The 23764-nt window shown below is 74.2% G+C and carries 20 protein-coding genes; 10 read left to right on the top strand and 10 right to left on the bottom strand.

Annotated features, from left to right (window positions below; translation table 11 throughout):
* Nucleotides 1–5: 5 nt before the first annotated feature.
* Nucleotides 6–659 (bottom strand): response regulator transcription factor, encoded by a 654-nt coding sequence (locus DXZ73_RS31035; RefSeq protein ID WP_116215978.1) that lies wholly within the window; start codon nucleotides 657–659, stop codon nucleotides 6–8.
* A gap of 366 nt (nucleotides 660–1025) precedes the next feature.
* Between DXZ73_RS31035 and DXZ73_RS38450 the strand changes: the two genes are divergently transcribed.
* Nucleotides 1026–1193: a hypothetical protein gene (locus DXZ73_RS38450; RefSeq protein ID WP_162890385.1), complete on the top strand. Its 168-nt coding sequence runs from the start codon at nucleotides 1026–1028 to the stop codon at nucleotides 1191–1193.
* 101 nt (nucleotides 1194–1294) lie between these two features.
* Here DXZ73_RS38450 and DXZ73_RS31030 read toward each other — a convergent pair whose 3' ends face one another.
* Nucleotides 1295–2095, bottom strand: a complete 801-nt coding sequence (locus DXZ73_RS31030; RefSeq protein ID WP_116214296.1) for an inositol monophosphatase family protein — start codon at nucleotides 2093–2095, stop codon at nucleotides 1295–1297.
* Nucleotides 2096–2103: 8 nt separating this feature from the next.
* Entirely contained in the window at nucleotides 2104–3243 is a 1140-nt protein-coding gene (locus DXZ73_RS31025) for a ferrochelatase (RefSeq protein WP_116214295.1), read from the bottom strand.
* Between the two features lie 154 nt (nucleotides 3244–3397).
* On the opposite strand from DXZ73_RS31025, the gene DXZ73_RS31020 reads away from it, so the two are divergent.
* Together DXZ73_RS31020 and DXZ73_RS31015 are read left to right on the top strand one after the other, a co-directional pair.
* Nucleotides 3398–4690: an MFS transporter gene (locus DXZ73_RS31020; protein ID WP_116214294.1), complete on the top strand. Its 1293-nt coding sequence runs from the start codon at nucleotides 3398–3400 to the stop codon at nucleotides 4688–4690.
* On the top strand, nucleotides 4629–5966 hold the full coding sequence (locus DXZ73_RS31015; RefSeq protein WP_116214293.1) for a D-arabinono-1,4-lactone oxidase: 1338 nt from the start codon (nucleotides 4629–4631) through the stop codon (nucleotides 5964–5966). Before DXZ73_RS31020 ends, DXZ73_RS31015 begins: the two co-directional genes overlap by 62 nt.
* 84 nt (nucleotides 5967–6050) lie before the next feature.
* On the opposite strand, the gene DXZ73_RS31010 is transcribed toward DXZ73_RS31015, so the two are convergent.
* A complete protein-coding gene (locus DXZ73_RS31010) occupies nucleotides 6051–7157 on the bottom strand; it encodes a hypothetical protein (RefSeq protein ID WP_116214292.1) in 1107 nt (368 codons plus the stop codon).
* 347 nt (nucleotides 7158–7504) lie between these two features.
* Here DXZ73_RS31010 and sepH point away from each other — a divergent pair, with 347 nt between their 5' ends.
* Complete coding sequence (gene sepH, locus DXZ73_RS31005; RefSeq protein ID WP_116214291.1) at nucleotides 7505–8584, top strand: septation protein SepH; 1080 nt, start codon at nucleotides 7505–7507, stop codon at nucleotides 8582–8584.
* A gap of 174 nt (nucleotides 8585–8758) precedes the next feature.
* Here sepH and DXZ73_RS31000 read toward each other — a convergent pair whose 3' ends face one another.
* Complete coding sequence (locus DXZ73_RS31000) at nucleotides 8759–9589, bottom strand: sulfurtransferase (protein ID WP_116214290.1); 831 nt, start codon at nucleotides 9587–9589, stop codon at nucleotides 8759–8761.
* A gap of 289 nt (nucleotides 9590–9878) precedes the next feature.
* Between DXZ73_RS31000 and DXZ73_RS30995 the strand changes: the two genes are divergently transcribed.
* The 3 genes from DXZ73_RS30995 to DXZ73_RS30985 all read left to right on the top strand — a co-directional run bounded on the left by DXZ73_RS30995 (nucleotide 9879) and on the right by DXZ73_RS30985 (nucleotide 13141).
* Complete coding sequence (locus DXZ73_RS30995; protein ID WP_116214289.1) at nucleotides 9879–10685, top strand: VOC family protein; 807 nt, start codon at nucleotides 9879–9881, stop codon at nucleotides 10683–10685.
* A 277-nt stretch (nucleotides 10686–10962) separates the two neighbouring features.
* Complete coding sequence (locus DXZ73_RS30990) at nucleotides 10963–11736, top strand: DUF4142 domain-containing protein (RefSeq protein WP_240351560.1); 774 nt, start codon at nucleotides 10963–10965, stop codon at nucleotides 11734–11736.
* Between the two features lie 4 nt (nucleotides 11737–11740).
* The gene (locus DXZ73_RS30985) at nucleotides 11741–13141 is read left to right on the top strand and encodes a DUF1996 domain-containing protein (RefSeq protein ID WP_116214288.1); all 1401 of its coding nucleotides are present in this window, start codon (nucleotides 11741–11743) and stop codon (nucleotides 13139–13141) included.
* Between the two features lie 116 nt (nucleotides 13142–13257).
* Here the strand turns inward: DXZ73_RS30985 and DXZ73_RS30980 are convergent, their stop codons facing one another.
* Nucleotides 13258–14223: a helix-turn-helix domain-containing protein gene (locus DXZ73_RS30980; protein WP_338059146.1), complete on the bottom strand. Its 966-nt coding sequence runs from the start codon at nucleotides 14221–14223 to the stop codon at nucleotides 13258–13260.
* Nucleotides 14224–14716: 493 nt separating this feature from the next.
* Here DXZ73_RS30980 and DXZ73_RS30975 point away from each other — a divergent pair, with 493 nt between their 5' ends.
* The 3 genes from DXZ73_RS30975 to DXZ73_RS30965 all read left to right on the top strand — a co-directional run bounded on the left by DXZ73_RS30975 (nucleotide 14717) and on the right by DXZ73_RS30965 (nucleotide 17976).
* Complete coding sequence (locus DXZ73_RS30975; RefSeq protein WP_240351559.1) at nucleotides 14717–15406, top strand: hypothetical protein; 690 nt, start codon at nucleotides 14717–14719, stop codon at nucleotides 15404–15406.
* Nucleotides 15403–16890 carry an NADH-ubiquinone oxidoreductase-F iron-sulfur binding region domain-containing protein gene (locus DXZ73_RS30970; protein ID WP_116214286.1) on the top strand — a complete coding sequence of 496 codons (1488 nt, stop codon included), beginning with the start codon at nucleotides 15403–15405 and terminating at the stop codon, nucleotides 16888–16890. The genes DXZ73_RS30975 and DXZ73_RS30970 overlap by 4 nt, the downstream gene beginning before the upstream one ends.
* 153 nt (nucleotides 16891–17043) lie before the next feature.
* Complete coding sequence (locus tag DXZ73_RS30965) at nucleotides 17044–17976, top strand: SCO0930 family lipoprotein (protein WP_116214285.1); 933 nt, start codon at nucleotides 17044–17046, stop codon at nucleotides 17974–17976.
* Between the two features lie 73 nt (nucleotides 17977–18049).
* Here the strand turns inward: DXZ73_RS30965 and DXZ73_RS30960 are convergent, their stop codons facing one another.
* The 4 genes from DXZ73_RS30960 to DXZ73_RS30945 all read right to left on the bottom strand — a co-directional run bounded on the left by DXZ73_RS30960 (nucleotide 18050) and on the right by DXZ73_RS30945 (nucleotide 23747).
* Nucleotides 18050–18703 carry a thymidine kinase gene (locus DXZ73_RS30960; protein ID WP_116214284.1) on the bottom strand — a complete coding sequence of 218 codons (654 nt, stop codon included), beginning with the start codon at nucleotides 18701–18703 and terminating at the stop codon, nucleotides 18050–18052.
* Nucleotides 18704–18755: 52 nt separating this feature from the next.
* Nucleotides 18756–19964, bottom strand: a complete 1209-nt coding sequence (locus DXZ73_RS30955) for an alkaline phosphatase family protein (RefSeq protein WP_116214283.1) — start codon at nucleotides 19962–19964, stop codon at nucleotides 18756–18758.
* Nucleotides 19964–20551 carry a DUF5998 family protein gene (locus DXZ73_RS30950; protein ID WP_116214282.1) on the bottom strand — a complete coding sequence of 196 codons (588 nt, stop codon included), beginning with the start codon at nucleotides 20549–20551 and terminating at the stop codon, nucleotides 19964–19966. Before DXZ73_RS30950 ends, DXZ73_RS30955 begins: the two co-directional genes overlap by 1 nt.
* Nucleotides 20552–20930: 379 nt before the next feature.
* Nucleotides 20931–23747 (bottom strand): bifunctional GNAT family N-acetyltransferase/acetate--CoA ligase family protein, encoded by a 2817-nt coding sequence (locus DXZ73_RS30945; protein ID WP_116214281.1) that lies wholly within the window; start codon nucleotides 23745–23747, stop codon nucleotides 20931–20933.
* Between the last annotated feature and the right edge of the window lie 17 nt (nucleotides 23748–23764).

Raw genomic sequence — 23764 nt, 5'->3', positions numbered from 1 at the left:
GGGCGTCAGATCCGATAACCGGAGCCGGGCACGGTGACGATCACCGCGGGCTCGCCGAGCTTGCGGCGCAGGGTCATGACCGTGACGCGGACGACGTTGGTGAAGGGGTCGGTGTTCTCGTCCCAGGCCTTCTCCAGCAGCTGCTCGGCCGAGACCACGGCCCCCTCGCTGCGCATGAGCACCTCCAGCACCGCGAACTCCTTGGGTGCCAGCTGCACCTCCCGGCCCTCGCGGAAGACCTCGCGGCGGTTGGGGTCCAGCTTGATGCCGGCCCGCTCCAGGACGGGCGGCAGCGCCACGGTCGTACGGCGCCCGAGGGCGCGGACGCGGGCGGTGAGCTCGCTGAAGGCGAAGGGCTTGGGCAGGTAGTCGTCGGCGCCGATCTCCAGGCCCTCCACGCGGTCGCTGACGTCGCCGGAGGCGGTCAGCATCAGGACGCGGGTGGGCATGCCGAGCTCGACGACCTTGCGGCACACGTCGTCACCGTGGACGAGCGGGAGGTCGCGGTCGAGGACGATGACGTCGTAGTCGTTGACGGCGACGCGCTCCAGCGCGGCCGCTCCGTCGTACACGACGTCGACGGCCATGGCCTCCCGGCGCAATCCGGTGGCGACGGCATCGGCGAGCAGCTGCTCGTCCTCGACGACGAGTACGCGCACGGCGTTGATCCTTCCCTTGGAGCCCTTGGTCGGGGCAGGCATGTGGTTCCCCGGTGGGGTGTATCCATCCTGCCTCCTCCTCCGGTAAACCGGCTGTAAGGGGCATGGGCGGCAGCGGTGGGCGGGCGTGGGGTTCCCGCGTGGTTCCGGTGTGATTCCGGATTGCCCGGCGGCCGCAGGTTTCCCCGCGGACGGCGGTGGGGAAGACGTCTGCACACCCGCGATCACACCCGAGCAGCGGCACGTCACGAGCCGCCGCCGCCCGAAGGGGCAGGGTGCGATCGTTTCTCCCCCGGTCCCGCCGGGGGTGACCCCCAGGCACACCCCCGTGCCGCCGTGAGCCGACCCTGGAGGGGGCGCAGCACTATGGACGCGTTCACCGCTGGCATTCTGCAGCGCATAGAAAGCACCCGGTCCGACCTGGACCAGGCCCGCAGGTCGGGCGACGACTTCCTCGCCGAGGTGGAGCAGGCGGCGCTGGAGGACCTGCACCGCCTCGCGGCGGAGCACGGCGTCGAAGTGAGCGCCGCCTAACGGCAGCCGCACCGGCCGATCCACGCATCGAACGCCCCCGCACCTGCCGGTGCGGGGGCGTTTGCCGTGTTCCGGGCCGGGCGGCACCCGCCGCCACCGGGTCAGTCGTGCCAGGCCCCCAGGGTCTCCAGGCGGTCCTGGAGCGTCCCGAAGAGGCCAGGGGCGGCCGCCAGCGTCAGTTCCGTGGACGCCTGCTCCCCGGGTCGGCCGCCCGTCAGCGCGCCCGCCTCGCGGGCGATCAGGGCCCCCGCCGCGTAGTCCCAGGGGTTGAGCCCCCGCTCGTAGTAGCCGTCCAGCCGACCGCAGGCCACGTCGCACAGGTCGATGGCCGCGGACCCGCCGCGCCGGATGTCGCGGACCTCCGGGAGCAGGGTGCGCAGGACCTCCGCCTGGGCGGCCCGGCGGGAGGTGAGATAGCCGAAGCCGGTGCCGATGAGGGCCTGGGCGAGGGGCGGTGCGGGGCGCACGCCGAGCCGCCGGTCGCCGAGGAAGGCCCCGGAGCCGCGCACCGCGCGGTAGGTCTCGCCCCGCATCGGCGCGGCGACCACGCCGACGACGGCCTCCCCGTCGACCTCGGCGGCGATGGAGACGGCCCAGGAGGGCAGCCCGTAGAGGTAGTTGACCGTGCCGTCGAGCGGGTCGACGATCCACCGCACGCCGCTGGTGCCGGCGCTGCTGGCGCCCTCCTCGCCGAGCACCCCGTCGGCGGGGCGCCGCTCCGCGAGGAAGCCGGTGATCAGCTTCTCGGCGGCGATGTCCATCTCGGTGACGACGTCGATGGGGCTGGTCTTGGTCGCGGCGACGCCCAGGTCGGCCGGGCGGCCGTCCCTGAGCAGGGTGCCGGCCCGGTCCGCGGCTTCGAGGGCCACGGCCAGGAGTTCGTCCTTCGGGGTGTCGCTCACAGTGCTCCTTACGCGTACGGGCCGTCGGCGCCGGCGGCGGCCGGGCGTGGGGCCCGCGCCGGGCAGCAGCCGACGGGACAGAGGTCGTGGGAGGGGCCGAGCGCGCCGAGCGCGCACCTCTGCGGGGCGAGGCCGCGCTCGGTGGCGGCGCGCTCCAGCACCAGCTCGCGGACGGCGGCGGCGAAGCGCGGGTCGGCTCCGACGGTGGCCGCGCGGGCGACCGGCAGGCCGAGCTCGGCGGCCTTGGCGGTGGCCTCGGTGTCGAGGTCGTACTTGACCTCCATGTGGTCCGAGACGAAGCCGATCGGGACCATCACCACCGCCTCGGCACCCTCGCCCTGGACGGCTTCCAGGTGCTCGCAGATGTCCGGTTCGAGCCAGGGGATGTGCGGGGCGCCGCTGCGGGACTGGTAGACGAGCCGCCAGGGGTGCTCGGTGCCGGTCTCCTCGCGGACGGCGTCGGCGATCAGCCGGGCGACGTCGAGGTGCTGGGCGACGTAGGCGCCGCCGTCACCGTGGCCCTCGGCGGGGCCGGAGGTGTCCGCGGCGGCCGTGGGGATGGAGTGTGTGGTGAAGGCGAGGTGCGCGCCGGCCCGGACGTCCTCGGGGAGCGAGGCGAGCGCCGCGAGGGTCGAGTCGACCATGGGCCGGACGAATCCGGGGTGGTTGAAGTAGTGCCGCAGCTTGTCGACGCGCGGCGGCGTGAGCCCCTCGCCCTCCAGGGTGGCCAGCGCGTCGGCGAGGTTCTCGCGGTACTGCCGGCAGCCGGAGTACGAGGCGTAGGCGCTGGTGGCGAGCGTGAGGACGCGGCGGTGCCCGGCGGCGGTCAGCTCGCGCAGGGTGTCGGTCAGATACGGGGCCCAGTTGCGGTTGCCCCAGTGGACCGGCAGGTCGGTGCCGTGCTCGGCGAACTCCTCGCGCAGCGCGGCCAGCAGTTCGCGGTTCTGGTCGTTGATCGGGCTGACGCCGCCGAAGAGGAAGTAGTGCTGCCCGACCTCCTTGAGGCGCTCGCGGGGGATCCCGCGGCCGCGGGTGACGTTCTCCAGGAACGGAACGACATCGTCCGGGCCCTCGGGGCCGCCGAAGGAGAGCAGCAACAGGGCGTCGTACGGGGCTGTTGCTCGCTGGTCTGCTGGCTGATCCGACATGGTCCGATCCTGCCACCCGTCACCGACAGGCAGGAAATGGCAGTGCATCGCACGCATGTACGCACGTAAGCTGTATCGGCCACTTACATCCCTTACCGGCACCCTCACTGTCTGTCACCCTCCCCGGTTCACCCCCGATCCCCTGGCGGCCCCCTTGCCCAGTCCCTACCGCGAAATATTCGCCGCCCCCGGTTCCAAGGGCTTCTCGGCGGCCGGGTTCCTCGGCCGGATGCCGCTGTCGATGATGGGCATAGGCATCGTGACGATGGTGTCCCAATTGACCGGCCGGTACGGGCTGGCGGGCGCCCTCTCCGCGACCCTGGCCATCTCCGCGGCCGTGCTCGGCCCGCAGATATCCCGGCTCGTCGACCGGCACGGGCAGCGCCGGGTGCTGCGCCCGGCGACGCTGGTCTGCGTGGTCGCGGTCGCGGGACTGCTGCTCAGCGCGCAGCAGCGGTGGCCGGACTGGACGCTCTTCGTCTTCGCGGCCGCCGTGGGCTGCGTGCCCAGCGTGGGCTCGATGGTGCGGGCCCGCTGGGCGGCGATCTACCGGGGCCGCCGCGAGCTGCACACCGCGTACGCCTTCGAGTCCGTGGCCGACGAGGTGTGCTTCATCTTCGGCCCGATCCTCTCGATCGGGCTGTCCACGGCGTGGTTCCCCGAGGCGGGCCCGTTGCTGGCCGCCTGCTTCCTGGCCGTCGGCGTCCTCTGGCTGACCGCGCAGCGCGCCACCGAGCCGGTGCCGCACCCCCGCGAGCAGCACCAGCGCGGCTCGGCCATGCGCTCGCCCGGACTCCAGGTGCTGGTGGTGACGTTCGTGGCCATGGGCGCGATCTTCGGGACGGTCGACGTGGTGACCGTCGCCTTCGCCGAGGAGCAGGGCCACAAGGCGGCGGCGAGCCTGGTGCTCTCGGTGTACGCGCTGGGCTCGTGCCTCGCGGGCGTCGTCTTCGGGCTGCTGCGGCTCAAGGGCGATCCCGCCCGCCGCTTCCTGCTGGGCGTCTGTGCGATGGCCGTGAGTATGATCCCCCTCCAACTGGTCGGGAACATGCCGTCCCTGGCCGTGGCGCTCTTCGTCGCGGGCCTGTCCATCGCGCCGACCATGGTGACGACGATGGCCCTCGTCGAACAGCACGTACCGCGCGCGCAGCTGACCGAGGGCATGACCTGGACGAGCACCGGGCTCGCGGTCGGCGTGGCGCTGGGGTCGTCCGCCGCCGGCCTGGTGGTCGACGCGTCCGGGGCGGCGGCGGGGTACGTGGTGTGCGTGGTGGCGGGGGCGCTCTCGGCCGCGGTGGCGTTCCTCGGCTACCGCCGGCTGCGCAGGCCGGCGCCGCAGCGGCCGGGGGGACCCGTGCCGCAGGCAAGGGGAGGGTCCGACGCACATGACGAGAACGACCGGAACCACAAGCAGCGCGAGGACCGGGACAAGGGGCGCGTGGCGTAACTGGGCGGGGAACGTCACCGCCCACCCCGCGCGGACCGTGGCACCGGCGAGCACCGCGGAGCTCGCCGAGGCGGTGGCACGGGCCGCCGCGGAGGGGCTGAAGGTCAAGGCGGCCGGCACCGGCCACTCCTTCACCGCGGCGGCCGCCACGGACGGCCTGCTGATCCGCCCGGAGCGCCTCACCGGGCTGCGGGCGGCCGACCGGGCGGCCGGGACGGTGACCGTGGCCGCCGGGACCACGCTCCGGCAGCTGAACACGGCGCTGTCCGCGCACGGCCTGTCGCTGGCCAACATGGGCGACATCATGGAACAGACCGTCTCGGGCGCGGTCAGCACCGGCACCCACGGCACCGGCCGCGACTCGGCCTCGCTCTCCGCCCAGGTCCGGGGTCTGGAGCTGGTGACGGCGGACGGCTCGGTGCTCACCTGCTCGCCGCGGGAGAACCCGGAGGTCTTCACGGCGGCCCGGCTGGGCCTGGGCGCGCTGGGCGTGATCAGCGCGGTCACCTTCGCGGTGGAGCCGGAGTTCCTCCTGCGGGCGCGCGAGGAGCCGATGCCCTTCGACCGGGTCACCTCGGAGTTCGACACCCTCGTCGCCGAGAACGAACACTTCGAGTTCTACTGGTTCCCGCACACCACCCACTGCACCACCAAGCGCAACAACCGCAGCGCGGGCCCCGCGGCTCCCCCCGGCCGGGCCGCCGCCTGGGTCGAGGACGAGCTGATAGCCAACGGCCTCTTCCAGGCCGTGTGCTCCGTGGGCCGCACCGTGCCCGCCGCGGTCCCCGGCATCGCCCGGATCGCCGGCCGCGCCCTGTCGGCCCGTACGTATACGGATGTCGCGTACAAGGTCTTCACCAGCCCCCGCCGGGTCCGCTTCCTGGAGATGGAGTACGCCCTGCCGCGCGAGGCCGCCGTGGCGGCGCTGCGCGAGCTGCGGGCGGCGGTCGAGCGGTCGCGGCTGCGGATCAGCTTCCCGGTGGAGGTACGGACCGCTCCGGCGGACGACATACCGCTGTCGACGGCGTCCGGGCGGGACACGGCCTATGTGGCCGTGCACATGTACCGGGGCACGCCGCACCACGCGTATTTCTCGGCCGCGGAGCGGATCATGACGGCTCACGGCGGGCGGCCGCACTGGGGGAAGCTGCACGGCCGGGACGCGGCCTATCTGGCCGGGGTCTATCCGCGCTTCGCGGAATTCACATCCTTGCGGGACCGGCTGGATCCGGAGCGTGTGTTCGGCAACGCGTATCTGCGCCGGGTCCTGGGCTGAGGTTCCCCCGGGCAAACGTCGGACGGGCCCGGGAGTTCGCGATCGCGCGCTCCCGGGCCCGTCCGGCGTACGAAGGAGAGCCCCCTACGACAGCGTGCCCTGGGTGACCGTGCCCGTGCCGGCCGCCGCGTTCTGGCCCTGCGGCGGCTTGGGGTCGGTCTGACCGGTCGTGCCCGTCGTGCCCTGGCCGCCCGTGGTCGTGCCGCCCTTGCCGTCGGTGCCGCCCTTGCCGCCGTCGGGCGTCTGCGTGGGGCCGGACGGATTCGGCTTCGGGTCGGGCGTCGAGCCGCCGGAGGTGCCGCCCGTGCCGGGCGAGGTCGACGGGTTCGGCGAGGGCTTGTCCCCGCCGCCGCCCCGCGGGGTCGTGCCCGGGTCCGGCGACGCGCCGCCGTCCCCGCCCTTGCCCGTCTCCTGGCCGCCGTCCCGCGAACGGCCCGGGTCGGGGTTCCGCGGGGGCGTGCGGTCCTGCTTCTTGTCCGACTTCCCGCCGCCGACCAGCTGGCCGACCGTCGTGGAGCCGTTCGAGCCGTCCGCGCTCTTGTCGCTGACCAGCTCGACCGCGGTGACGGTGCCCATGGCGAGCGCGAAGACCGCGCCCGCCGCGAGCAGCGGGCGCTTCCAGCCCCGCAGCCGCGTGCCATGGGTGATGCCTGTCGTGTACTCGTCGCTCGGAGCACCGATCTGTTCATCGGAGTACGCACCGGCGTGCGGATCCGAGTGTGCGCCCGCGTGTGAGTGGAGCTCCGGCGCGTGGCCCGCACCATGCAACAGCTGTGTCGCATCCTCGGTCGGCAGGGGCCGCGTCCCGTCGACGCCCGGCAGCATCCGCGTCGCGTCGACCTGGCCGAGCAGCTGGGTGCGGGCGGCGTCGGGAGCGGCGTCCTGCCCGAGCCGCCCCACGGCGCGCCCGGCGTCCCGCACCGGAACCTGGCGCAGCGGCGGCTTGGCGGCCTGGGCGGTCGCCTCGCGGAGCTGCTCGCCCGTGCGCTTGAAGAAGTGCTGGAAGATCGTGCCACCCGACGTGGCCACGACACTCACCACGCCGGCGCCGAGGACGGTGCCGTACACCCCCAGCTTGCCCGCGAGCAGCGCGGCCACGACCGCCGCGAGGGCGCTCCCGGCGACCTGCGCGAGGCTCAGCTCCAGACGCTTCTTCTTCGGTTTTGCCTCGCTTTCGCCTTTGCCGTCCATCTCCCGCCTCTGTGTAGCCCTTCGATCCCTCTTGCAGCTAGAAGAGACATTCGAGCGTAACGAACAGTTCCGATTCCGGCGATTGTGTGAACCTCGACACCCGTTCGGTGGGTGCCCGCCCGGACGGCCCGGATCAACTCCCTTCTCCCGCGTGAACTTCGATGGCGCGCCGATCCACCCCCCGTGGCCCGAATGGAGTACTGTGGCGAGCCCTGGTCCCGGTGTCCCGTCCGGCCGCCCGGACCCAAACGGGAGGGGCCAGGCGGCTCTCGCCCCGTCAACTCGGCAATGTTGTGGCAGGCTGCACCCGGGCAGGCCACACTCGACTAGCGGAAGCAGCGACGCAGGTGACGTCGGCAGGCACCACCCGGGAGGTCCCCATGCCCGAACTGCGTGTCGTGGCCGTCTCCAACGACGGCACACGGCTGGTGCTCAAGGCTGCGGACAGCACGGAGTACACCCTTCCCATTGACGAACGGTTGCGCGCCGCGGTGCGCAACGACCGTGCTCGCCTGGGCCAGATCGAGATCGAGGTGGAGAGCCATCTCCGCCCGCGCGACATCCAGGCACGTATACGCGCAGGTGCCTCCGCCGAGGAGGTCGCGCAGCTGGCCGGCATCCCCGTCGAGCGGGTCCGCAGGTTCGAGGGCCCGGTGCTCGCCGAGCGCGCCTTCATGGCCGAGCGCGCCCGCAAGACGCCCGTGCGCCGTCCCGGTGAGAACACCGGCCCGCCGCTGGGCGAGGCGGTCGCGGAGCGGCTGGTGCTGCGCGGCGCCGAGAAGGACAGCTCGCAGTGGGACTCCTGGCGCCGCGACGACGGCACCTGGGAGGTGCTGCTCGTCTACCGGTCCGCGGGTGAGCCGCGTGCCGCGAGCTGGACGTTCGACCCGCCGAGGCGGATCGTCCAGGCGATGGACGACGAGGCCCGGGCACTCATCGGCGAGACCGACGACACGCCCGAGCCGAGTTTTCCTTTTGTGCCGCGCATCGCCCGGCTGCCGCGCGACCGACCCCTCGACCGGACGCTGGACCGCCCCACGCCCGCGCCGCCCGCCCCCCCGGGGGAGGCGGACACCGACGCCGCCGCGGAGGACACGGCCAAGGAGCGGGACTCCCTGACGAGCCTGCTCGAGGCCGTGCCCAGCTTCCGGGGCGACATGGTCGTGCCGGAGCCGCCCACGGTGGCACCGGCGGGCGAGGAGACCGACGAGGAGGCGGAGGCCGTCGAGCCCCCGGCCGCGAGCGCGGGCGCGGGTGCCGCGTACGCGGACGTGCTGATGCCGCGTTCCGTGGCCGGTCACCGCGACCGGCTCACCGGGACCACGGACCGTCAGGCGGAGGCGGACGGCGTCCGGCCCGGCCGCCGGGCCGCGGTGCCGAGCTGGGACGAGATCGTCTTCGGCACCCGGCGCAAGAAACAGGAGTGACGGCAGAACGACAAGAGGAGTAACCGTCCGTCAACCCCCGGCAGCCGTCGGGGAAACGATGGCGCACGCCTCGCCCGTTCTCTCCGCAGGCGCCCGCGGCGCCCGTCGCGCACGGCAGCACCGCCCGGCCCGTCGAGGCCGGGCGCTGTCGCGTCCGCCGAACGGCCGTGCCGGTCAGCCCGGCTGAGGACCCGTCGCCACGGGACGGCTTCGGTCGGAGGACCACTCGCTCCACGACCCCACATAGAGGGCCGCGGGGATGCCCGCCACCGCCAGCGCCAGCACCTCGTGCGCGGCGGAGACGCCGGAGCCGCAGTAGACCCCCACCTCGCCGCTCGCCCCGAGCCCGGCGAAGCGCGCGGCGAGCTCCTCGGCGGGCCGGAAACGGCCGTCCTCGGTCACGTTCTCGGTCGTCGGCGCCGAGACCGCGCCCGGGATGTGCCCGGCGACCGCGTCGATCGGCTCGATCTCGCCGCGGTACCGCTCCCCCGCCCGGGCGTCCAGCAGCACACCGCGCCGCGCCAGCGCCGCCGCGCCGTCCGAATCGAGCAGCGGCAGCGCCCCGGGCGCCGGTGCGAAGTCCCCTTCCTCGACCGGTGGTGCTCCGGTGGCGAGGGCCCCGCCCCGCGCGGTCCACGCGGCGAGTCCGCCGTCGAGGACCCGTACGGAGGAATGCCCGGCCCAGCGCAGCATCCACCACGTCCGGGCGGCCGCCCAGCCCGTGCCGCCGTCGTAGGTGACGACCTCGCGGTCGGACCGCACCCCGGCCCGGCGCATCGCCGCCCCGAACGCCTCGACGTCCGGCAGCGGGTGCCTGCCGCGCTCCCCCGCCGGGCCGGCGAGCTCGGCGTCCAGGTCCACATAGGCCGCGCCGGGGATGTGCCCGGCCTCGTACTGCGGGCGGCCGGGCGGGCCGCCCAGCTGATAGCGGACGTCCAGCAGGACCGGTGGCCGCTCGCCGGCCACCACGTTCATGAGTTCGACTGCGGTGATGATGGGCTTCATGGTCCCCATCCTGGCGTAACCGCCGTACGTGGAGGGGCCCTCTGGCGGGACCGCGCACACCTGCTCGATACTGGCGGCGGTCCTGACACCGGACGGCAACGGCGCCGAAACGGAACCGAAACGTCAATTCGGGCATTCTCCTGCGGGAACCCGTGGGTCCCGGCGCGGCCGGGGGGCGCGCCACGGCAGGTGGTGCAAACATCTGGACGTGCCCCGTCCCGTACCACCCGCGCGCCGCAGACCGGCGCGGGACGCGCGGCCACCACGATGGTCCGAGGAGAGAGTGGCGATGACCGAGGTTTGGGGCTCCCACCGGCGGCAGAGCACGCGGGAGGCCAGGCAGACACCGGGCACCCCGTGCTGGACGAGCCTGCTGGCACACGACCTGGAATCGATCAAGGACTTCTACAGCGGCCTGTTCGGCTGGGCCTACTACAACCCCGGGCCCCGCCGGCTCGGCCCGTACGTGCGCGCCACGATCGACGGCCAGGACGTGGCGGGCATCGGCGGGCTGAGGCCCGGACGGCGGCTGCCCACCGCGTGGACCACCTATCTCGCGAGCGACGACGCGGACGGGACCGCGGAGGGGATCCGCTCCGCCTGCGGCACGGTCGGCGTGGGCCCGCTGTCCGCGGAGGACGCGGGGCGGCTGGTGCTCGCCACGGACCCGACGGGGGCGTCGTTCGGGGTCTGGCAGGGACAGCGGCTGGTGGGCCCCCGGTTGGTGGGGGCGCCCGGCACGCCGGTCCGGCACGAGCTGGTGACGGATCGGGCGTCCACGGTCGTCACCTTCTACCAGGCGCTCTTCGGATACGAGACCGAGACCGCGGAGGCGGACGGCTCCGACTACGTCACGCTACGGCTGGACGGGCGGCCGGTGGCCGCGATCCACGGGGTCGGTACGGCGCTGCCGCCCGCGCAAGGCCCGCACTGGATGACGTCGTTCGAGGTGGCGGACACGGATGCCGCCGCGCGCCGGGTGACGGAGCTCGGCGGACAGGTGCTGCGGCCCCCGCATGAGAGCCCGGCCGGGCGGGTGGCCGCGGTCGCGGACCCGGAGGGCGCCGTCTTCACCCTGCTGCGGACGGCCTGTTGACGGGGTCCACCGCGCGCCGCAGCAGCACCTCGTAACCCACCGCCGTCCCGGGCCGGTCGACGTCCCCGACGGCGAGGCTCCGTTCCCGCGCCACCAAATCCCCGTATCCACACGTGACTTGAGGCCGCCAGGAGCGGCTCCCGGGGCACGGTAACAGCCTCCCGATCCCGTGGTCCTCGTTTTGTCAGATGCGGAGAACCCTCCTCCGCCGGGTCGGCCGTGCGACTAGCGTCGCTGGCCATTCGACCGACAGCCGAGGAACGAGGGAGGCGGCGCGATGCGTCCCGTGCGACCGGCCCGCGCCATGAGAGCGGGTTTCACGAGGCCACTGTCCCGGCGGGCCGGGCCCGAAGGCGGGCGGCCGGGGGCGGGGCGGGCGCTCGGCACCTGGCTCGTGGTCGGCGCGCTGGCCGCGACGCTGGTGGCGCTGCTGGTACCGGTGGCCCTGTTCGGCGGAGCCCGGTCGGCGGCGGCCGACGGCCCGGCCTGGATGGACGACGGCGAAGGGACGCGGAGCACCGCGTCCGGACCGCTGACGGCCCTGGACCGGGACTTCGTGCGCAAGGTCCGGCTCGCCGGCCTGTGGGAGAAGCCCGCGGGCCGCCTGGCCCAGGAGCGCGGGACCAGCGACAGCGTACGGACCGCCGGGGAGCATCTCGTCGACGGGCACACCGAGTTGGACCGCCGCTCCCTCGACGCCGCCCGGTCCCTGGACATCACGCTGCCGGGCCGCCCCACGGAACAGCAGCAGGGATGGCTGGACCGGATGGACGCCGCCCGGGGCGCCGAATTCGACCGGGTCTTCGCCCAGTTGGTCCGCGCCGCCCACGGCAAGGTGTTCGGCCTGGTGGCGCTCGTGCGGGACCGGACCGGCAACTCCCTGGTCCGGGAGCTGGCGACGCGCGCCAACACCGTCGTCCTCGACCACATCACCGTCCTGGAAGGCACCGGAGTGACCGGCGTCCCCGGGACGCGGGTCCGGATGCCCGCGCCGTCCCCGGTTCCGGATCGGCAGAGCACGGCTCGGCACAGCAACGAGGAAATGAAGTGATGCCATGACCCCCACGAAACGACAGGGCCACAAGCACCGCATATCCGCGAAGGTACGTGTGCTGCTCGCGGTCGCGGCGCTGCTGCTGGGCGGCGGCGGGACGGCGCTCGTCGCCGCCCATGCCTCGGCCGGAGGGTCCCACCGGCCGGCCGGCACCTCCTCGGCGGACCACGCGGCGGCCCCGGCGACGGCGACGACCATCGCCTGTCCGGATGTGGGCGACCGGCTGCGGGACGTGCCCGACCCGGCGCGGCAGCAGGTCTCCGCGGGCCTCGCGGAACTCGACGCCCAGGTGGCACGGGCGTACGAGCAGGCGTCGGCGCCCGGCGGCGACGGCGGTGCCGTGCTCGGCGAACTGAAGCAGCGGCGCTCCACGACGATCGGCCGGATGGCCGACGCCATCGCGGAGCGGTCGACGCGCCCGTCGGATCTGTCGGAGCTGAGCGGCTGCACGGCCCGGCAGGTCCGTACGGCGGACGCGCCCGGGCGGGCCGACGCCGGCGCCGCCGTCCTGACGCGGGCCATACCCGGCGGTCCGTCCCCTTCCGACTTCGCCGACATCCGTACCGCGCCGGCGAAGCAGAATCCGGCAGTCGGTTCCGGCGGCTCCGCCGGGACGTTCACCTCTTCCTGCGGGCGCAACGAGAACGGCCATTTCAACTCGGACAACGTCATCGTCACGCCCGGTGTCAGCAATGGCGCCCACCACACCCATGACTATGTGGGCAATTTGTCGACGAACGCCTTCTCCTCGAATGCGTCCCTCGCCGCGGCCGGAACCACCTGCACCAATGGCGATCTCTCCACCCACTACTGGCCTGTTCTGCGGCTCCTGGACGGCAAGGCCGCGCCGGACGCCCATGCCCCCGGTGGCGGGCACGACGGCAACATGGGCAAAGTATTGCGGCCCTCGTCGGTGACGATCCAGTTCCGCGGCAGCCCGGTGTCGAAGGTCTCGGCGATGCCGCGCTTCCTGAGGGTGATCACCGGTGACGCGAAGGCGTTCACCAGCGGCCCGGGCAACGCCAACGCCTCGTGGAGCTGCACCGGTTTCGAGAACCGGCAGCTGAAGGACAAGTACCCGATATGCCCGGGCGGTTCGGACGTGGTCCGCACCCTGGCCTTCCAGAGCTGCTGGGACGGCCGCTCCGTCGACAGCGCCAACCACCGTACCCACGTCGCCTTCGCCAAGGCGGACGGCTCGTGCCCGCGCGGCTTCCGGGCCGTGCCACAGCTCGTCCAGCGCATCACGTACGCGGTGCCGGCCGGCACCCCGTTCGCCGTGGACAGCTTCCCCGAGCAGCTGCACAAGCCGGTGACGGACCACGGTGACTTCATCAACGTCATGCCGGACGCGCTGATGGCGAAGGCAGTGTCCTGCGTCAACGGCGGGCGGCGCTGCTGAGCGCCCCGCGTGCCCCCGGCGCCGGGTGCTCCCCAACCGCACCTGCCGCCCGGCGCCGGGAACGCGGCGGCCCCGGACCTTCGAGGTCCGGGGCCGCCGCAGCGTGCCGCGGGGGTTCACAGGCCGTTGACGCGCGCCTGCCTGGCGAGTCCCAGCGGGTGGACGGCGGCGGCGAGGGCGTGGCCCCGGCCCTGGACGCGCCGGCGCAGCCGCCGGGACCGGGCCAGCAGACGCCGGCTGCGCAGCGCCAGTTCCAGCTCGAAGCGCATGCGCGGGTCCCGCAGCGCCGGGCCGAAGAGCTTCTCCATCTGGCGCAGGCGGTAGCGGATCGTCTGCGGGTGGACCTGGAGCGCACGGGCCGCCTCGGGTGCGCCGCCGCTCTCCAGCCAGGCCAGGAGGGTCGCTTCGAGGCGCTCGCTCTGCCGCGGCGTGAGTGCCTCGAGCGGACGCAGCCAGCGGGCGCAGAGGGCTCGGGCGAGGGATTCGTCCTGGAGCAGCAGGAGGTCCGAGAGGTGGTCGTCGACGAAGACGAGCCGTTCCTTCGGGCCGGCGCCGGCCGGGGCCAGGGCGAGCAGCCGCCGCGCCCAGCGCAGTGAGGAGGCGGCGTCGGCCACGGGAGCACAGTGGCCGACGGCGGCCACCCGGCCGCCGAGCACGGCCACCAGCTCGGAGCGCGCCTCGGGGCCCGGGTCCGGGACGATCAGGCAGACGTCCGCGTCGACGGTGCCCAGCAGCCCCTGGCCGAGTGCCGTCGTGAGCTGGAGGGCCAGTTGGGGCGCCTCGTTGGAGGAGGCGGCACCGAGGACGACGGCGCGGGCCCGGTCGGGCAGCGGCCAGCCCGCCTGGCGCGCGAGTTCGGCCAGGACCTCCTTGGGCAGGCCGCGGTCGTCGGCGAGCGCGGCGAACAGCGCCTGCCGTGCCCGGGCGTCCGGCAGGGCGGTGACGGCCCGGCCGGTCGCGGGCCGGGGCTCGGGCACCGCCAGGGACGTACGGATGCCGTCCGCTTTGCCGCCGAGCCCCAGTGCCAGCAACAGCGCCTGCTCGACCGCCGCCCGCGCCGCATCCTTCCCGATTCGCTCCACGATATCCGCGAATACCGGGGTATTGCACAGCAGTTCATCGACCACCTTGGCCGCGACGGCGGGAAGTTCCTTTCTCAGGATGCGAGTCCATTCGCCACGTGGTCGTGACCAGATGCGGTTCAGCATTTCGCACATCGTCTACCTCCGGACATCTGCACCGGACAAGGGGATCGGGACGGGCGTTCGGACCTCTCGCCTGAGTGGGCATCATCAGCAGCCCGCCGCCGCCATGGGGACAGCCAAGCGCGAATTTGTCACAGCGCGATAAAGCTTATGAAGGACTTGCGAAGTCCGAGGATCCTGCTGTTCATTCGACCGCCCGGCGATTTATGCCGATGCGCGGGATTTCCGGATTTCCCAGGAACGCGGGCGTGCCCCGGCCGCCGGGGACGCCCGCCGGAGGCCCCCTATGTCCGCGTCACACACATCCCCGGCGGCACCGCCGCGACCGACGGCACCGCCGGCCTTCCCGCCCCCGGGCCCTCCCCCGCCCGTGTCCCCGCCGCCCGGCCCCCGTCCGGCCTTCGCCCTTCCCCGGCGGCGGACGCGCTCCCGCCCGAGGAGCGGGCCGTCGGCCAGGCCGGCCCTGCCCGCGGCGATCCTGCTGCTGCTCGCCGTCGCCGCCCGGTCCCAAGTGGCCCAGCGGACGCAGGAGTTCCTGGACTTCGGCGCGGGAGTGCTCGCGCTCGTCTCGCTCACCGCCAGTGTGCTGTGGGGGCTGGCCGCCGCCGACCGGATGCTGCTGCGCTCCGCGCACCGGCTGCTCGCCCAGGGCGTCCACCGCGGCCTGGCCGTGGCCGGTCTCGGCTTCCTCGCACTGCACATCTGGGTGAAGGTGGCCGAGGGGCACGTCGGCGCCGCGGCCGCGGCCGTGCCGTTCACCGACCGGGCCCGGCCGTTTCTCGTCGGGCTCGGCACGCTCGCCGGCTATCTCTTCGTGACGGTCGCCGTCACCGGCGCGGTGCGCGGCGCCTTCGCCTCGGGCGGCCGGTCGCGCGCCTGGCGGGCCCTGCACATGAGCGCCTACCCGGCCTGGGGCGCGGCGCTGCTGCACGGGCTGCACTCGGGCCGCCCGGCGAGCGGCTGGGTGACGGCGGCGTACGCGCTGTGCGTGGCGGGCGTGGCGGCCGCGCTGGTGGTGCGGCTGCGCGGGGCCCGCGGCGGTGGCGGAGGGGGCGTGTGACCGGGCCCGTGCCGACGCTGTCGGCCGTCGGCACGCCCCGGCTGCTGACGGGCCTGGACCGGCGGCCGTGGCTGGACCGGGCGGCGCATCTGGCGCTGCACGGCCCGCCGCCGGAGCTGTCCGCCGGTGATCTGGCCGGGCTGGCGGAGGGCGTCGGGCTGCTCGGCCGGGGCGGGGCGGGCTTCCCCTTCGCCCGCAAACTGCGCGCGGTGCTCGGCTCCTTGCGGCACACCGGCGGCGTGCCGGCGGTGGTGGTCAACGGCAGCGAGGGCGAGCCGGGCTGTCTGAAGGACACGGCGCTGCTGCTCCACGTGCCGCATCTGGTGCTCGACGGGGCGCTGTTGGCGGCCGGTGCGCTCGGTGCGCGGCAGGTGGTGGTCGGGGTGACACGGGCGGACGTGGAGCGGTCGGTGCGCCAGGCGGTGGCCGAGCGCGGGGCAGGCGAGCCGGGGGTGCGGGTGGTGCGGCTGCCGGAACGGTTCGTCACCGGCGAGGGCACGGCTCTGGTCCGTGGTGTGGGCGGTGGTCCCGCGCTGCCGTCCGGGCGCGGGGTCCGCTCCAGCGAGAGCGGGCTGGGCGGGGTGCCGACCCTGGTGTCCAACACCGAGACGTACGCGCAGCTGGCCGTCGCGGCGCGACTCGGTGCCGCGGCCTTCCGCGAACTGGGCCTGCCGGAGGAGCCCGGCACCGTCCTGCTGACCGTCGCCGGGGCGCACGTGGTGGAGACGCCGACCGGGCTTCCGCTGTCGTACGCGCTGGAGCTGTGCGGCACCGGGCCGGGCCAGGGGGTGCTGGTCGGTGGGTACCACGGCGCCTGGCTGTCCGGGACGGACGCCCGTACGGCGACGGTCTCGCGCGACTCCCTGGCGGCGGCGGGCGCGGTGCTGGGCGCCGGTGCCCTGCTGCCGCTTCCCGAGTCGACGTGTCCGGTCGGGGAGACGGCGCGGGTGGCGCGGTGGCTGGCGGCGGAGTCGGCGGGGCAGTGCGGTCCGTGCTTCGTGGGGCTGCCCGCGCTCGCCGAGGGCCTCTTCGACGCCGCGCACGGCGGCGGGCACCGGGCCCTGGAGGGCGTACGGGCCCGGATGCGGGCGGTGGAGCGGCGCGGGGCCTGCGGGCATCCGGACGGCACCGCCCGTTTCGTGGCCTCGTCGCTGGCCGTCTTCGCCGAGGACTTCGAGGCGCACGCGCTGGGCTCCGGCTGCGGGCGTCCGGTCCTGGGGGTGCTGCCGCTGCCCGGCGGCGTGCGCGGACCGGCCCCCGTGAGCGCCCGCCCGGCGCTGCCCAAGGAGCGGCTCCTGGTGGACTGGACGCTGTGCCGGGGGCACGGGCTGTGCGCGGATCTGCTGCCCGGTCTGCTGCGGCTGGGCCCGGACAACTATCCGGAGCGGGCCGCCATCGCCGTGCCCGCCCGGATGCGGCCGCGGGCCCTGCGCGCGGTACGGCGCTGCCCCGCCCTGGCGCTGCGTCTCCAATCGGCTGACTGAGGTGATTTCCGACAGTTGCCGACGGCTTCGGGGCGGCTTTTTGGCCACGTGTGACAACTTCCCGGTTCCGCTGAGAGCTCGCGGAGCCGCTCCCGTACTTCCCGGCGTCGGCGGACCGTCCGCCGGCCCCTCCGTGGAAAGGAACACCCGGACATGAACAAGCGGCGACAGGTCTCCCTGGCAGGTACGGCGTTCACCGTCATGGTGCTGGCGACGGCGTGCAACGGCAGTCCCTCGGCGAAGGACCAGGGGTACGACACCCGGCCGGCGGCCAACAGCTCGCAGGCAGGCAAGGGCTACGGGAACGGATCGGGATCCGCCGACGGCTACGGCGAGGGCAACCGTTCGGACGGCATGGGGGCGGCCGACGGCAAACTGGCCGTGCGGCGGACGGCGGACCTCGGCCAGGTCGTCACCGACGACAAGGGCCTCACCCTCTACCGCTTCGACAAGGACACGGCGAAACCGCCGGCCTCCCACTGCGACGGTGACTGCGCGAAGGCCTGGCCACCCGTCCCCGCCGGCAACGCCTCCGCCTCCGCCGGGATCGACGCCTCCGCCCTCGGCGAGGTCGTACGGGCCGACGGCGTCAAGCAACTCACCCTGGGCGGCTGGCCCGTCTACCGCTACGCGAAGGACACGGCACCCGGCGACACCAAGGGCCAGGGCGTCGGCGGCACCTGGAACGCGCTCGCGCCCGACGGGAAGAAGGCGAGCGCCGCCCCGGTGTCCGTCGTCGGCGACACCGCACTCGGCAGGATCCTCGTGGACGGCCAGGGCCGGACGCTGTACCGCTTCAACAAGGACAGCGCGTGGCCGATGAAGTTCGCCTGCAACGACGCGTGCCTGGACACGTGGAAGCCGGCGAAGCCCGTGGACAGGACCAAGGTGCGGGACATCCCCGAGAAGCTCGTCTCCACCGTGACCCGCCCCGACGGCACCCAGCAGCTCGCCATCGACTGCTGGCCCGTGTACTGGTTCACCGGCGACGGCAAGGCCGGGGACGTCAACGGCCAGGGGAAGCAGGGGCTGTGGTTCGCCGTCGACGACAAGGGCAGGAAGAACACCACCACGCGCACGCCCTGAGGCGGCCGCGGCCGCGCGCGGCTCGGGCGACCCGCGCCGGGCGGGCTCTTCCGCGAGCCGGGCCGTAGGCGGCTCAGGTGACGTCGAGCGCGGGCAGGACGTCCGGGGAGAGGGCGCCGGCGTGGGCGGCCGCGCTCGTCATGCGGCGGCGGTGGTGGCGACGGCACAGGACCTCGTAGCCGGTCTCCTCCGCGGGGCGGTTGACGTCGCCGACGACCACCTGGGCGCCCTCGACGACCATCTCGCCACCGACCGTGCGCGCGTTGTGCGTGGCCCGGGCACCGCACCAGCACAGGGCCTCGACCTGCAGGGCCTCTATGCGGTCGGCCAGCTCGATCAGCCGCTGCGAGCCCGGGAACAGCTTCGTGCGGAAGTCCGTCGTGATGCCGAAGGCGAATACGTCCAGGCCCAGGTCGTCCACGACGCGGGCGAGCTGGTCGATCTGCTCGGGCGCCAGGAACTGCGCCTCGTCCACGATCACGTAGTCCGCCTTGCCGCCCTTCGACAGCAGGTCGACCAGGTAGCCGTACATGTCCATGCCCTCGGTGGCCTCGACCGCGTCGGTGACCAGCCCCAGCCGCGAGGACAGCCTCCCCTCCCCGGCCCGGTCGTCACGCGTGAAGATCACACCGCGGAGCCCGCGGGCCGAGCGGTTGTGCTCGATCTGAAGAGCGAGGGTGCTCTTTCCGCAGTCCATGGTTCCGGAGAAGAACACCAGCTCGGGCATGGGGAAGCCAATGCCTTTCGTACGTAGGAGGGGGGAAACGGGGGCGGGCGGGTCAGGAACGCACTTCGAGGAGCGGGACCAGCTGCTCCACCGGCGTCATGGAACCGTGCAGGCCGACCATCGCGGACTCGTTCGGCTCGGTCTCGGTGGCGACGACGGCGATGTCGTCGCGGGCCGCGGCGACCACGTCGCCGATCCGCCCGTGGACCCGGGCGTCCACGCCGTCGCCGGGCCGGCCGAACCAGCCCGCCTCGATGGCCTCGTCACGCCCCGCGACCCACATCTGCTCGCCGAGCACCTCGCGCCAGACGGCCAGCACATCGGCGGCGGCGCCGGGCACGGCGTAGACGTGGCGGGCGCGGGCCTCGCCGCCGAGGAGCGCGACGCCCGCGCGCAGCTCCCAGTCCTCGTCGAAGTCGATGCGCGACTCCGGGTCGAAGGGGATGTCGATCATGCCGTGGTCGGCGGTGACATACAGCGCGGAGCGGGGCGGCAGCTGCTCGGCGAGCCGCTGGGCGAGCCGGTCGACGTACATCAACTGGCCGCGCCACTCGTCGGAATCGACGCCGAAGCGGTGCCCCTTGCCGTCCACGTCGCTGTAGTAGGTGTAGACCAGCGCGCGGTCCTCGGCGGCGAGCCGGTCGGCGGCGAAGTCCATCCGGTCCTCGCCGGAGAGCCGGCCGTGGAAGGTGCCGCCGCTCAGCGCGATCTTCGTCAGCGGGGTGTGCTGGAAGTCGGGGGCGGACACCTGGCAGGTGTGGACCCCGGCCGCGTCGGCGAGCTGGAAGACCGTCGGGTAGGGCTGCCAGACGTGCGGGTCGGTCCAGGGGCGCCAGCGGAGCTGGTTCATCAGCCGGCCGGTGGCCGGGTCGGCGACCGTGTAGCCGGGCAGGCCGTGGGCGCCGGGCGGCAGGCCCGTACCGACGGAGGCGAGGGAGGTCGCGGTGGTGGAGGGGAACCCGGCGGTCATCGGCCGCCCGGTGCCGTTCATCGACGTGCCCAGCAGGGAGTGCAGGAAGGGCGCTTCCGTGGGGTGGGCCTTCAGCAGCTCCCAGCCGAGGCCGTCGATGAGGAAGACGCAGACCCGGTCGGCGGGGGCGAGCTCCAGGCCGGTGCTCATGCCGGGGATGCCCAGACCGGCCGCGACGGACGGCAGCAGGTCGGCGAGCGAGCCGGTGCCGTAGCGCGGGAGGGGCGCGGAGCGGGGGTCGAGCGGGGCGGGGTCGTGCCAGGCCTGGCCCGCGGTGGTCACCTGGGGCATCAGCGGGCGGTCGCCGCGGTCGCCTCGGAGAGCGCCTGGGCGAAGGCGAGGGTCTGCCGGACGGTGTCCGGTCCGTCGCCCGCCTCGCTGACGCGCAGGCTCAGGTCGTCGGCGGTGGACGAGCCCGTGTAGCCGTGGTCGGCGTCGCAGTTGGGGTCGCCGCAGGCCGCGGGCTCCAGGTCGATCCGGGACACCGCGCCCCAGCCGATGGTGAGGACGACCTCGCGGGGCAGGGTGCCCGGGGTGTAGGCCTCGGGGTTGGCGACGACGCGGCTGAGGACGACGGAGGAGATCCGGTCGATCTTCACGGACTCCGTGGACGTCGTGGCGTACGGCGAGGGGGAGGTGCCGTCGGCGGCCTGCTCGTCGGTGTGGCTGACGATGAAGCGGTTCTCCGTCAGGACCAGGACCGTGACGTGCCGGCGGACCTCGTTGGAGTCGAAGGTCGTCTCCTGGTGCACCAGGTACGACATGACCGGCTCCCCGCCCACGGCGGCCTCCACCGCCTCGGCCACGAGGGCCGGGTAATAGCCGCTGCGCTCGATCGCCGCGCGGAGCCCTTGGGTCGTCGTACCGGTCTTCGCCATACGCCCATCCTACGGGGCGCGGCAGGCCCGCCCGGCCTTGCGTCCCCGGTCGCCCCCGGTCGTCTGACGCGGCTGCGCCGCGTGTCCTCAATCTCCCCCAGCTACCGCTGGGAGGTGCCCCCACGGGCTCGATGTGCAGCACGCGATCAGTCTCCGGCGGCAGGTGGCACGGTCAGCCCGCAGGCAAGAACTCAGGAGCACCGAATCCCAGCCCGTCCGGCGATTGAGGACGCGCCCGCTGGGGGCACCTCCCAGCGGTAGCTGGGGGAGCTCCGCCGCAGGCGGAAGCGGACCCGCACCCGAAAAGGCGGCCCGCAGGGCCAGGGGTGGGAGGGGGCCCGAGGCCGGCCCATGCCGAAGAGCCCGGTGGTCTGCCCGGTCAGACCACCGGCAGGCTGCGCGGCCCCAGATCCGTACGCACCGGCGGTGGGGCCAGGCGTATCGACGCGCCCAGGACGTGGACGCCGTGGGGGGCGACGATCACCGGCTCCAGGTCGGCGCCCACGACCTCGGGGTGGTCGTCCACCAGCCGGGAGACGCGCAGCAGCAGCTCCTCCAGGGCCCTGGTGTCCACCGGGGTCGTGCCCCGCCAGCCGAAGAGCAGCGGCGCGGTCCGGATCGAGCGGATCTGCTCCGCGGCGTCGCGGTCGGTGACGGGGACCAGCCGGTGCGCGGTGTCGCCGAGCAGCAGGGAGGGCGCGCCGGCCAGGCCGAAGGAGAGCACGGCGCCCGCCGCGGGGTCGATGGCGGCCCGGACGACGGTGTCGACGCCGCGGGGGGCCATCGACTGGACCACGAACCGGGTCTCCTCGGGCTTGCCGAGCAGCTCGGTCAACTCGGCGTAGGCGCGGATCAGTTCCGCTTCGCCGCCCAGGTCGAGCCGGACGCCACCGAGGTCGGCGCGGTGGCGCAGGTGCGGGGCGGTGGGCTTGAGGGCGACGGGGAAGCCGAGCCGGTGGGCGGCGCGGACGGCGCTTTCGGGGTCGGGGGCGGGCAGGGCGGGCAGCACGGCGATCCCGTACCGGGCGAGCAGCCGCTGGGTGTCGGGGGCGGAGAGGGTGACGGCACGCGGGCCGGTGAGCGGCGCGGGGGTCGCGCCGTGGGCGGCCAGCAGCACGTCGATGTCGGCGGCGGCGCCCGCCTCGTCGATGTCGTCGTACTCCGGCACCCGGCCGGGCTCGGCGGCCTGCCGCCGCCACCGGGCGTACCGCGCGGCCTCGGCGAGCGCCCGCACGGCCCGCTCGGCGGCGGGGTAGGCGGGTATCCGCACGGCGGGAGGCCGGTCGCCGGAGGCGGGAGCGCCCTCTTCGGGCACCGCTCCCGACGCGTCCGAGCCGTCCACGACGGGGGCCGCCAGGGCCTCCGCCAGGCCCGGGATCTCCAGGTGGACGACGGTGACCGGCTTCACGGCCGGGGACGCGGCCACCGCCTCCCGCAGCGCGCCCGCGAGGTCCGCGGCGGAGGCGTCGCCGACCCAGGGGATGGCGGTGACGACGACGGCGTCGCACTCGTCGTCGGCCAGGGCGTCGGCGAGGGCGGCGCGGAAGTCGGCCGGTTCGGCGGCGGTGGTGAGGTCGTACGGGGGCTGGGGGCGCAGGCCGTCCGTGAGGCAGGCGTCGTAGGTGAGCAGGGCGAGGGACTCGGAGTTGCCGAGGATGGCGACGCGCGGCCCGGCGGGCAGTGGCTGGGAGGCGAGGAGGAGGCCGGTGTCGGCCAGCTCGGTGACGGTGTCGACGCGGATGACGCCCGCCTGCCGCAGCAGGTCGGAGACGGTGGCGTCGGGGATCCGGGTCGTGGGCACGGCGTGCCCGGTGGGGGCGGCGCCGCCGTGGCGGGCGCCCTTGACGACGACGACCGGCTTGCGGACCGCGGTGCGCCGGGCGAGCCGGGTGAACTTCCGGGGGTTGCCGATGGACTCCAGGTACATGAGGACGACGTCGGTGTCGGGGTCGTCGTGCCAGTACTGGAGGAAGTCGTTGCCGGAGACGTCGGCGCGGTTGCCCGCGGAGACGAAGGTGGAGATGCCGACGAGCCCGGCGGCCCGCCGGTGCAGCCCGGACAGCAGGGCGATGCCGATGGCCCCGGACTGGCTGAAGAGGCCCAGCCGCCCCGAGCTGGGCAGCTCGGGCGAGAGGGAGGCGTTGAGCCGGACCCCGGCGGCGGTGTTTATCAGGCCGAACGCGTTGGGCCCGATGATGCGCATGCCGTACGAGCGGGCCTGCCGCACCAGCTCGCGCTGCCGGTCGCGGCCGTCGGCGCCGCTCTCCGCATAGCCCGCGGCGAGGACGACCAGGCCCTGCACGCCGTGCTCGCCGCACTCGGCGACGACGGAGGGCACCTGCTCGGCGGGGACGGCGACGACCGCGAGGTCGACGGGCTCGTCGATGTCGAGGACGGAGCGGTGGGCGGGCACCCCTTCGGGCTGGAGCCGTGAAGGGGCCTCGGGGAAGGCCCGGTTGATCGCGTACACCCGCCCCGTGAAGCCGCCCGCCAGCAGATTGCGCAGCACGGTGCGGCCCATGCCGCCGGGCTCGCGGCCGGTGCCGATGACGGCGACGGAGCCGGGGGCGATGAGGCGGTGCACGGAGCGGGCCTCGGCGCGCTGCTCGCGGGCCCGCTGGACGGCGAGGGAGCGGTCGGTGGGCTCCAGGTCGAGCTCCAGGCGGACGACGCCGTCCTCGAAGCTGCGCTTCTGCGTGTAGCCCGCGTCCGTGAACACCTTGATCATCTTGGTGTTGGCGGGCAGCACCTCGGCGGCGAAGCGGCGGATGGAGCGCTCGCGGGCGACGGCGGCCAGGTGCTCCAGCAGGGCGGAGGCCACGCCGCGGCCCTGGTGGGCGTCCTGGACGAGGAAGGCGACCTCCGCCTCGTCGGCCGGGCCGGAGGACGGCAGGCCGCGGGGGCCGATGCGGTCGTAGCGGACGGTGGCGATGAACTCGCCGCCGACGGTGGCGGCGAGCCCCACCCGGTCGACGTAGTCGTGATGGGTGAAGCGGTGCACGTCACGGTCGGAGAGGCGGGGGTAGGGGGCGAAGAAGCGGTAGTACTTCGACTCGTCCGAGACCTGCTCGTAGAAGCTGGTCAGGCGCTGCGCGTCGTCGGGGGTGATGGGACGGATCTGTGCGGTGCCGCCGTCGCGCAGCACGACATCGGCTTCCCAGTGGGTCGGGTACGCGTGCTCGGACGGCGTCTGCATGGGGCCAGCGTAAGGCC

This window comes from Streptoverticillium olivoreticuli subsp. olivoreticuli, assembly GCF_003391135.1.
GTDB classification, from domain to species: domain Bacteria; phylum Actinomycetota; class Actinomycetes; order Streptomycetales; family Streptomycetaceae; genus Streptomyces; species Streptomyces blastmyceticus.
Note: the sequence above shows the minus strand (reverse complement) of the source record. Positions and strands in the feature narration are given on the sequence as shown.